Source organism: Megasphaera sp. DJF_B143, from assembly GCF_900320625.1.
In the GTDB taxonomy this organism is placed as follows: Bacteria; Bacillota; Negativicutes; order Veillonellales; family Megasphaeraceae; genus Megasphaera; species Megasphaera hexanoica.
The window spans coordinates 1-10472 of the sequence record NZ_ONTA01000187.1; the positions used below are offsets into that span (position 1 = coordinate 1).

Sequence of the window (10472 nt, forward strand, 5' to 3'; positions counted from 1 at the left end):
AACGCCGCAAGGCCAGCCCCCGTCCTGAGGGAAATAGGAAGAATGACTTCTTGTATACCACAGCGCCGGAGCTGTCTTACACACATATCGTAATTTTCCGGATGTTCATCGCATTTCGTGATTATGCCCGTAACAGGACAGGTAAAAATACAGGCAAATCCGGGAGAATATACTTCAACAGGGCGGGACTGGTCTACCAGGATCAGTATATGGGACGCTCCCTGGGATAAGGCGATGATATATTTGTACATCCAGGTATTTTCTAAATACGCACCGGGTATATCAATGGTGCGTCTGCCATAAATGGCATCCTGTGTTTTGCGCAGCGGCCGGTCCGTCTGATTCAGCCAGTTGGCCAGTGTCGATTTGCCCGACTGTCCTGCGCCTATAATCATGATGCGCTTCTTCATGTCCGTGTAATCCTGGCAGGTGTGAATCCCAATAGTGTTTCCAGTGTCGTATTTATGGCCTTCATGGCCGTCTCCACACTGGCTACATCTCCGGAAATCACCAACGAGCCCGTGAAGCGGTCCAGAAAACCGATTTCCACATCCGACGCCTTAGTCGCTATATCGGCCGCAATAATCGCTGTCTCGCAGGGAGTCAGTGTGGCAATACCGATAGCTCCTTTTCCTTCAATGCCCAGCCGCTCGTAAATATCTTCGACCGGAGAGGCAATCACGTGGGCCAGTGTTACCTGTTTTCCGGGGACATATTCCTGAATAATGCGCGTCTTATTTTCAAATTCATTAGTCATAGGCACGCCTCCATCTGGCATTAATGCCTGATGACATTGGCATCCATACCATACTCTGTAATCCAGCTTTCGATGCGGTCCAGATCTTCTTTGGTCATGGATACATCTTCTTCGATGCCATAGGGTTTGCCAAGCTGTTTATACTTGTTGACTCCCAGCTTATGATAGGGCAGGAGGTCTACACCGAGAAAATTCGGTCGTCCCTGGAAAGGTTTTAAAAACTCCATGGCCCGGCGGATGACATCTTCTGACGTGTTCAGCCCTTTTATCATAGGCATGCGGACTTTGACCCGGTAACCCCGGTTTATCAGTTCTGTCAGATTGTGGAGTATCCTTTCGTTCCGCACCCCGGTCAGCATCTCATGCTGGTCTGAATCAATATTTTTAATATCGTATAAGAATAAATCATTGAACCGGGCTATTTCCAGCAGAGCATCGAGCCCGGCATACCCGCAGGTTTCGATGGCCGTATTAATGCCCAGTTTTTTACATTCCATGAGAAGATTGGCCGCAAAGGCTGGCTGCATACATACTTCACCGCCGCTCAATGTAACACCGCCACCAGAACTCCGGTAAAAGGCGGCATCCTGCTGAATAAAATCCAACACCTCCGTCAGAGTCAGATCCTGGCCCACTACATTGAGAGCCTGTCTGGGACAGACGCTTTCACAAGTCCGGCAGCCTATACAGTCTATATCGCGGTGCAGTTTATGCTCCGGCCTGTCACCCGATTCATCTAAATAATGAATCTGGACGGGGCAGCCGGGAACACATTTACCGCAGTGAATGCACAATTCCTGCTGGAACATGACCTGATACCTCCGCTCCAGCCCTTCCGGATTGGCACACCAGCGGCATCGCAGCGGGCAGCCTTTAAAAAATATGATGGTGCGTATGCCAGGTCCGTCATAGATGGAATATTTCTGCATGTTGAAGATTCTTGCTTTTCGTTCCAATCTCCGGAACTGTTGTAATCTCATACTCACACTTTCCCTTCAGGAATTATCGGCCATACATTCCGGAACCTGCGGCCCGGTCCAGAAAACCGGACCGCCAGTCTTCCGGTCGTAAGGTTTAGAAATGATCCAGCATGGTACGGCTGATAATTTCATCCTGTACTTCTTTACACAATTCGACGAAGTACGCACTGTAACCAGCAACACGGATAATCAGATCCCGGTACTTGTCCGGTTCTTTCTGCGCCTTCTTGAGTACTTCATTATCGACGTAACTAAACTGCATCTGTCCATTTCCGAGAATCGACGCCGTACGCAACAGCGTAATCAGGCCATTTTCCCCTTCCGGCGTTTCCAGTATGCCTTTGAGAAGCTTGAAATTATGAACCATGCCGATGGTCATGGCGTCACAATTCATCTTGCTGACCGACTTGATGATAGCCGTCGGGCCCAGTTTATCGGCACCCTGGGTCGGACTGATACCGTCTGAAAGCGGTGTCCAAGCCAGACGCCCGTTCGGCGTCGCACCGGTAAGCTCGCCAATAGGAGTGTTATTGGAAATAGACAATGTACCATGACTGAACTTGGCATAGAGCATATCGAATTTATTATGTTCATCTTCCGTCCAGTTGACAATATCGGCGGCGATAGAATCGACATAATTGTCGTCATTCCCGAACTTCGGTGCATTCATGCAGTCTGTCCTCAGCTGGTCAAAGCCCTCAAAGTTGGCATCCAGTGCTTCCTTGAATTGTTCCAGTGTATATTTTTTATCATCGTATACCAGCTTCTTGATGGCAGCCATAGAATCGGCGTACGTGCTGAGGCCGGAGAAAATGAGACCTGGGCCGCTGTTGACCATAGCGCCGCCTTCAGTAACATCCAGACCTTTTTCCATGCATCCTTCGACGAGGCTGGACATGAACGGCTTTGGCGCATAATCGCGGTGTACCCGCTGGCTGATGACCGTGCCGATAGCCGAAAGGCGGATAATATGCTGAATTTGTTTTTTTACGGCTTTATCGAAATCCTCATAGGTCTTGAACTGACTGAGATCGCCCAGGTCAAGGCCCTGCTTCGTACCATGCCATCTCATGACGCCGTGGTTAAATACAAATTCAATGGCAATGGGCCACTGGGTGTAGCCTGTCGAGGTCCACTGATAAATGCGGCCTGATTTCTGTGGTTCAACACATCCCATGAGGCAGTAATCGCGGGCGTCTTCCAGGGAGAACCCTTTTGCCAGCATCATCTTGATATGCGTATCATCAAAATGGCAGGCCGGGAAGCCCATGCCAGCGCGGACGACATCGACGATTTTCTTCATGTATTTCTGCGGCGACTGATTATGAATCCGGCAGGCCAGGGATGGCTGATACATCTTAATGAAGCGGACGGCATCCATGATGAGATAAGTCAGATTGTTGCAGGCATCACCGCCAGTCCGTTTCTGACCACCTATGGTGCAGTTTACGAAAGGCTGATAACCGGCAAAATATTTTGCCGCTGCTTCGCTGGAAAGCCACATGACTTCCGAGCATTTGATGATGAAGCAGCATAACAGTTCAAAAGCTTCTTTTTTCGTAATGCGTCCGGCTTCACGATCCGCTTTGTAGACGGGATATAAGTACTGGTCGAGACGGCCCAGGGAAATACCCGTCTGGTTTTCAGCAATGTTGAACAGAGATTCCATGGTCCATACGGACTGGAGCCCTTCATGGAAGGTACGGGGCGGATTGGCCGGTACATGGGCCATAATATCCGACAGCTGGTATAATTCCTGGCGGCGCTGGGGATTGCTTTCCTGATCGCCAAGCTGCTTGGCATAATCAGAAAGGCGTTTAGCATAGGCAAGGACACCGTCACAGACCATGATTTCGGCTTTATAGAAGTAAATTTTATCAATGTCTTTCGGCCGGTCCATATTGAGCGTCTTCAGCTTTTCAACAGCTTCCTGCCGCACGCCGTTGACACCTTTTTTTACCAGGATGACATCATAACCCGGGCAGGTGTCGCCACCGCCATTTACCTGATGATAAGACAGATCGCTGACGAAGGATTCGCCGGAAAAAGACCATACGCCGGCATCTTCATATTGTTTCTGGCATATTTCATCGAGGCTGCGGCCTTCCCAGAAGGGAAATACTTTTTCCCGCAGCGTCCGTTTATCTTCCTCGCTGATCTGGAACGGATCCTGAGGCCGGGTAGACATGGTATCCAGTTCGTCGCGGATCCAGCGCCATGCAATTTCCGGAGAAACACTGCCGGCGCGGGGACGGCCACAGGGATGACCGATGATCAGTTCATCAGGCTGAATGAGAAGCGGTGCCGTTTCGCAGGCTTTTTTAAAAGCCAGGGCGCGAAGCATCTTCAGCGGCAGGCCGGCATTGTTCCGGTACACTTCCGTCGTAACGACAGCACGCTGTACGGAAACGCTGGGCTTTACTTTCAGATAGGCCGCTTTCAGCCTTTCCAGTCGTGGTGTCAGACCGGTAATTTCTTCATCGTCATCGACAGCATTATGGAACGTCTGTGTTGCCGGAGCCGTGACTGCCACACTGGCTTTGCCGCCTGAAAGCTGCGCAGAGATACCAGCAAACAATTTCATAACTGCTTTCTTTTCTTCGGGCGACAAATGGGCCGTCGCCTGTGCAAATTTACTGGAGAATTCTTTTTCGTCCAATGTATATTCCCTCACTTTCTCTCTTAATAAGCCGCTTTATAAATAGCTATAATATCTTCCTTTGCAGGTGTACGGGGATTCGACGGCGTGCAGCGGTCTGCCAGGGCCTGTTCCGCCATCTTCCCTGTCGCAGCCATGAATTCCTCTTCCTGAATCCCCGCCGCTCTGATAGACGCTGGAATATGCAAATCTCGTTTCAGCTGGCGTACAGCCTGCAGAAAGTTGACATACCCTTCGCGGGTCGTCCGGGCAGGAAGTCCCAGGATCCGTGCCAGCTGGCCGTACTTGGCCGCAACCTGCTGATCCGATGTATCTTTGAGATTGGCATTATATTCGATGACTTTCTCCATCAAAAGAGCATTGGAACGGCCGTGGGAGAGGTGGAATGTGCCGCCGAACGCGTGGGCCATACTGTGGGTAATTCCCAGATTGGCATTAGTAAAAGCCATACCGGCCAGACAGGATGCACGCTGGATGCATTCCCGTGCATCCTTATCTTCTGAATTACGATAAAAACGGACCAGGTTATGGCAGAGGATATAAACGGCCTTTTCAGCCAGAGCGTCCGTACAGTCCGTTGCTTTATTGGATACATACGCTTCTACTGCGTGAACCAGCGCATCCAGTCCCGTGTCGGCAATGACTTGTAGCGGCAGGCTTCTCGTGCAGGTGGAATCGAGGATGGCAATATCCGGTGCCATGAGATCATCAATCAATGCCGTCTTCTTTCCATTAATAGTAATAACGGAAAAATCCGTCACTTCCGATCCGGTACCGCTCGTCGTCGGAATGGCTATGAACTGAGGTTTATTAAAGGATTTACCGGTCTTGGACACGGCCTGATGGAGAAAATAAATCATAGCCTTGGCTGTATCCATAGCAGACCCGCCGCCGAAGGCGATGACCGTATGCCCCTGATGTACCATGTAATGTTCCAGCGAATCCATGACTGCCAACAAGTCCGGTTCCGGTTTGATATTGGTATATACATCACACTGGACACCGGCCGATTCAAGAAAATCAACAGCCTGCTTCAGATAGCCTAATTTTTCCATGATGCCATCAGACAGGATAAATGCATTCTTGCTCTTTACTTCGCGTAAATATTCGAGGGAGCCTTCGTCGAAATAGATTCTGGGCTTGATCTCAAATTCTTTCATTTATCTATCGCCTCCATATATCCCTTGTTTTTTCAATTCACTCACGATTTCTTCTATCAGGCCTGAAACGGCTGCTTTTTCCTGTTCATTCCTCATCCGGTCCATTATCTGGGCCGGGTTCGTCCGCTGCTGCATCTGGCCGGTTCCGGTAATATCCTGTACCAGTTCGCCCAGGTTACGGACACCATATCCAACCTTTCGGATATTAATCAGATTCATGGGCGATACGTTATCCGACGTTATGGTGCCGCCGGCCGCTCCCAGTCCTAAAGTAAAGGCAGGAAACAGATTAGTTGTCGCTCCCATGCCGCCGACCGTTGCCGGCGTATTGACCAGTACGCGGGAAACAGGTTTTTTCAGGGCAAATTCCCGGATGACTTCTTCATTCTGCGAATGAATGACCAACATATTGCCCAGCCCTTTATTGCACAGGAGTTCAATGCATTTTTCACAGGCATTTCTCCAATCTCTTTCTACATAAAATGCCAGGACAGGACACAATTTCTCCCGGGCATAGGGATTGCAGAGATCGGCGTACTTCTGCTCAGAAATGAGTACGGTCGTCCCGGCCGGTACGGCAATACCGTTCATACTGGCAATTTCCGCAGCCGGCCGTCCGACGTACTGCAGGTTGATACTGCCGTCGTGATGGAATAGTGCCTTGCCGATTGTTTCTGTTTCTTCTTCATTCAGAAAGTACGCCCCCTGATGTTTCAGTTCCTGACGTACGTCTTCTGCTATGCATTCTTCAGCGACGATGGATTGCTCTGCCGCTGAAATAATACCGTTATCAAAGGTGCGGCTGAATACGATGTCCCGGACTGCTTTTTTTACATCAGCCGTCTTTTCTATAAAGGCCGGTCCATTGCCGGGACCGCCGTAAATAGCCGGTTTTCCCGATGCATGTACCAGTGGGAGCAGTCTGGGAACACTGGTAATCAGGATCAGCGATGTATCTTTATGATAGATCATCTCTTTCGTACCGCTCAGGGTAACAGTCCTGAGGTATTCTACGGCACATTCGGGCATCCCCGCTTTGATTCCGGCATCTATGAGGATGTCCAGTGTCCGCCCGATTACTTTTTGTGCCCTCGGATGGGGTGAGAAAATAATGGCATTGCCCGATTTTATGGCAATGAGTGCATTATAGACTGTCGTAGAAACGGGGCTGGTGCACGGTGGCAGAGCGGTAATGACTCCAACGGGGATACCGATATCGAGTGTTTTCTTTTCTGCATCTTCAGCTATGATGCCAACGGCCTTCATTCCCTTCATATGACGGCAGACATAGCGGCTGGCGAATATGTCTTTAATGTATTTATCTTCCCAGCGGCCAAATCCCGTTTCTTCAGCTGACAGGAGGGCCAGTTCTTTGGCATGAGGATACACGGCCTCCGCCATGGCAGCGACGATGTCATCGAGCCGGTCCTGGGAAAAAGAAGCCAGCATACGCTGGGCATCACGGCCATTTTCAATGAGGATCCGCGCTTCCTGCATAGAACATAAATCATAGTCGAGTCTGTTCATTCCGTTCACCACTTTACTTCCTGTACTCACCAATCAAGCACATATTTAGAAACGATTTTTTCTACATCCGGATGCGGGCTCGGTATGACCACGTGGCTGTATACCTGGTCCTTACCTACCTCTTCTGCCCGTTTCACACCGGCATCGACAGCTGACTGGACAGCGCCGACATCTCCGCGGACGACGACAGAAATCAGTCCGGAAGCCGTATTTTCATATCCAATCAGTTCTACATCGGCCGCTTTGCACATGGCATCTGCCGCTTCCAGTACAGAAACCAGGCCGCATGTTTCAATGAATCCCAAAGCATCTCTTTTTCGTTCCATGTGTCCGGTTCTCCTTTACTGCGTATCTATATCATGTACAGAAACAATCGTTCCCACACGTCCCACCGGGCGGGGCATGACATTTTGTGCAGTCAGGGTGCCAATGCTGGCAGCAGCTTCTGCGCCCCGTTCTACGGCTGTCCGCACGGCAGCGACATCTCCTTTTACCAGAACCGTAACCAGGCCGGATCCTATATTTTCATACGATACAAGGACGACATCTGCCGATTTGCACATGACATCGAGGGCATATATGGCTGGCACCATACCCCTCGTTTCAACAAGGCCCAATGCTTCTTCTCCGTAATATTTCATAACCTTTTTGCTCCTCTTCGAGTTAAACTTAAAAAATGCAAAGGTCTTATTAATTTTTTATATCATTATTACATCTCATATGTAATATGTGTTTTTGCGATGTGTCTATTCTAGCATGCCCGTATGATTTTTTATTGAAAAATCAGGAGCTGTCTATGTGATTTTTTTTACTTGTTATAATTGTTACTTTTGTGAAAATTGTACAAAGAAGACTTTTTATATTATTCATACTATTTATGCAAAAATGTATTAAAAAATCAGTATACTCACAGATTTTTTTGTATAATAGATAAGAAGAATTCCTGCAGAATCGTAACCAAACAAAAAATAGACACGGATTTACCGTGTCAGAAGGGATATTGTGATGAATATACCGTTAGATGAAAAAAATTTGTTACTGGAGCGCATTAGATGCAGCTTACGTAAATTAAACAATTTATTATCGCTTTCGAAAATTCCCCTGCAGCTGGTGACAGCAGATGGCAATACAATTGTTGAATTAAACCCGTCACCAGACTTCTGCAAAAAAATCTGCCAGCGTCGGCGGGATTATATATGTGAAGATTATCACAACCATTGTGTCGCACCAGATAACACGATTACCCGGTTTACCTGCCACTGTGGATTGTATAATTTTGTCATTCCTATTCACACCGGTTCTGCCGGCCTCCAGTTATTCCTCCTGGGGGGCCAGATATACGAAGAACAATTTGTGTATCATAAGTATATGCTGAACGCCGGTCAGTTGGCGAAGTCAAAAAAAATAGAACCCCATGAAGTAGCTAAAGCCATCGGCCGCATCCAAAGTATGGCCCAGGCGCAGATTACGACTTACGAACGCATGGCCCAGTACATTGCCCACAACCTGGCCGAAGACCTGAAAACGTCGGATACCCAGGCCGGACGGCTTTCTCTGGAAAAAGAACTGTTAGAGAGGAAAATCATCGATTTGGAAACAAAAAATAGTTTTCTCGTCGTCAATCCTCACTTTTTATTTAACACCCTGAATACCATTGCCCGCGTAGCTTATTACGAAAAGTCGCGGAAAACGGAAGAACTGATATACTGCCTTTCGGACCTGCTGCGCTATAATTTAAAGCAGGACAACGAACTCCATCCTCTTTCAGAAGAGCTGGAAAACATCAAGAAATACCTTTACATCCAGAAAATACGATTTAAAGACCGCCTCGAATATGAAATCAACATTCCCGATGAGATGCAGCAGTACCAGATTCCCAACATGATTCTCCAGCCCCTCGTGGAAAATGCCCTGCTTCATGGTGTCACGCCCAAATGCAATGGCGGGAACATACGCATCACGGCCCGTAAACAGGGAGAGGATTTCACCTTATTCGTCAACGACAACGGATACGGCTTTCCTCCGGAAATATTAAGCCTCATAGCCGATGGCGATTATTCCCGCATCAAGACTCATGCTAAATCAGGAATCGGCCTGCTCAGTACGCACAACCGCATCCGTCATTATTTCGGCACGCCTTACGGCCTTACGGTCAGACAATCCGATTTCAGTGGAACGACCATTGCCATTTATCTCCCCATCAGGCAATAAGGGGTGAGCCTATGCATACTATTTTAATCGTAGAAGATGAAATACTGGAACAACAGTTCCTGAAAGAAATCGTTGAAGAAGAGATGCGGGGACAGTGCCATATCATAACGTGTACTACTGGGACGCAGGCCATCGAAGCCGCCAGGGAAACAAAGCCCGATATCATCCTGATGGACGTGTGGCTGCCTGAATTAGATGGCATGAAAGCCCTGACGGTTATACGCCAGTTTTGTCCCCAGGCAGCGGTCATCATACTATCCGCCTGTTCAGATTTTTCCTATGCCCAGCAGGCAATCCGCCTCCAGGTACGGGAATATCTGCTCAAGCCCATCCGGCCTTCAGAAATACGGCAGTCCATCCAGACGATTCTGGCTGCCAGCACAGTCATGCCCGCCGGCAGCAATCCGGTGGAACTGACGACGCCGGTCATCCCCCTGCCGAAGGATTCGGCTCACATGGAAGTCATTGATAAATCCATCCATTATATCCAGGACAATTTTAAGAGAAAATTATCGTTAAAAGATGTATCGGAACACGTCTACATGAATCCCCAGTACCTGAGCCGCATTTTTAAAAAAGAAGTAGGCATCAGCTGCATCGATTATATCAACCGCCTGAAAATCGAGTATGCCTGTAAACTGCTGACGACCACCGATGAATCGATCTGCCACATCTCATCACTGTGCGGATATTCCGATCAATCGTATTTTAACCGCGTGTTTATTAATCAGATGAAAATTACGCCAAAAACGTTTCGTCAGAAGAATAAGGACAAGTAGTCCCTCATACCGTTTATTCCCATTACAGCATCCGAGGAGTATACCATGCAAATAGAAGAACTCATACAGCTCACGCTGCGGCGCTTCTTTCATGACGAAACGCTGCGCTTTGACAAATCACGGTTCGCCGGCGGCCTGACAAATTACAATTACATCATGAATATCCACGGCAAGGACTATGTCATACGCCAGCCCGGCGGCATGACAGAACGGATAATCGACCGCCAGACGGAACTGGAAAACAATATCCAGGCTTCCCAGGCCGGTATCAACTGCCCGTGCCTGTATTTTGATGCCAAAAGCGGTATCAAAATCACGACCTACGTGCCGGGCAGCCGTAACCTCTCCCAGACGGGACCGCAGCTGAAAGAAAATATACAAATTGTCGTCTCACTCATG

The 10472-nt window shown here is 48.6% G+C and carries 11 protein-coding genes; 3 read left to right on the forward strand and 8 right to left on the reverse strand.

Translation table 11 applies throughout. The features are described 5' to 3' along the window. The 8 genes from DBO31_RS05725 to DBO31_RS05760 form a co-directional block, all read right to left on the reverse strand. On the reverse strand, positions 1–410 hold a 410-nt coding region (locus tag DBO31_RS05725), incomplete at its 3' end, for a EutP/PduV family microcompartment system protein (RefSeq protein ID WP_150824665.1). Further along, positions 407–757, reverse strand: a complete 351-nt coding sequence (gene eutS / locus DBO31_RS05730) for an ethanolamine utilization microcompartment protein EutS (protein ID WP_059076749.1) — start codon at positions 755–757, stop codon at positions 407–409. The genes eutS and DBO31_RS05725, both read right to left, overlap by 4 nt. A 20-nt stretch (positions 758–777) precedes the next feature. Next, positions 778–1737 carry a choline TMA-lyase-activating enzyme gene (cutD, locus tag DBO31_RS05735; RefSeq protein WP_150824666.1) on the reverse strand — a complete coding sequence of 320 codons (960 nt, stop codon included), beginning with the start codon at positions 1735–1737 and terminating at the stop codon, positions 778–780. A 94-nt stretch (positions 1738–1831) separates the two neighbouring features. Beyond that, positions 1832–4396 carry a choline trimethylamine-lyase gene (gene cutC / locus DBO31_RS05740; RefSeq protein ID WP_075582489.1) on the reverse strand — a complete coding sequence of 855 codons (2565 nt, stop codon included), beginning with the start codon at positions 4394–4396 and terminating at the stop codon, positions 1832–1834. 23 nt (positions 4397–4419) lie between these two features. Continuing rightward, positions 4420–5556, reverse strand: coding sequence for a 1-propanol dehydrogenase PduQ (locus DBO31_RS05745; RefSeq protein WP_150824667.1), 1137 nt, complete (start codon positions 5554–5556; stop codon positions 4420–4422). Further along, positions 5557–7083 (reverse strand): aldehyde dehydrogenase family protein, encoded by a 1527-nt coding sequence (locus DBO31_RS05750; protein ID WP_072235732.1) that lies wholly within the window; start codon positions 7081–7083, stop codon positions 5557–5559. It lies immediately after the preceding gene. A 26-nt stretch (positions 7084–7109) separates the two neighbouring features. Next, positions 7110–7409, reverse strand: a complete 300-nt coding sequence (locus DBO31_RS05755; protein ID WP_059076745.1) for a BMC domain-containing protein — start codon at positions 7407–7409, stop codon at positions 7110–7112. Positions 7410–7424: 15 nt separating this feature from the next. Beyond that, positions 7425–7724, reverse strand: coding sequence for a BMC domain-containing protein (locus DBO31_RS05760; protein WP_059076744.1), 300 nt, complete (start codon positions 7722–7724; stop codon positions 7425–7427). Between the two features lie 364 nt (positions 7725–8088). On the opposite strand from DBO31_RS05760, the gene DBO31_RS05765 reads away from it, so the two are divergent. The 3 genes from DBO31_RS05765 to DBO31_RS05775 form a co-directional block, all read left to right on the forward strand. Continuing rightward, entirely contained in the window at positions 8089–9294 is a 1206-nt protein-coding gene (locus DBO31_RS05765; RefSeq protein ID WP_150824668.1) for a histidine kinase, read from the forward strand. Positions 9295–9305: 11 nt separating this feature from the next. Continuing rightward, a complete protein-coding gene (locus DBO31_RS05770; protein WP_059076742.1) occupies positions 9306–10073 on the forward strand; it encodes a response regulator in 768 nt (255 codons plus the stop codon). A 45-nt stretch (positions 10074–10118) separates the two neighbouring features. Further along, positions 10119–10472, forward strand: a 354-nt coding sequence (locus DBO31_RS05775; RefSeq protein WP_150824669.1) for a choline/ethanolamine kinase family protein, incomplete at its 3' end; no start/stop codon positions are given.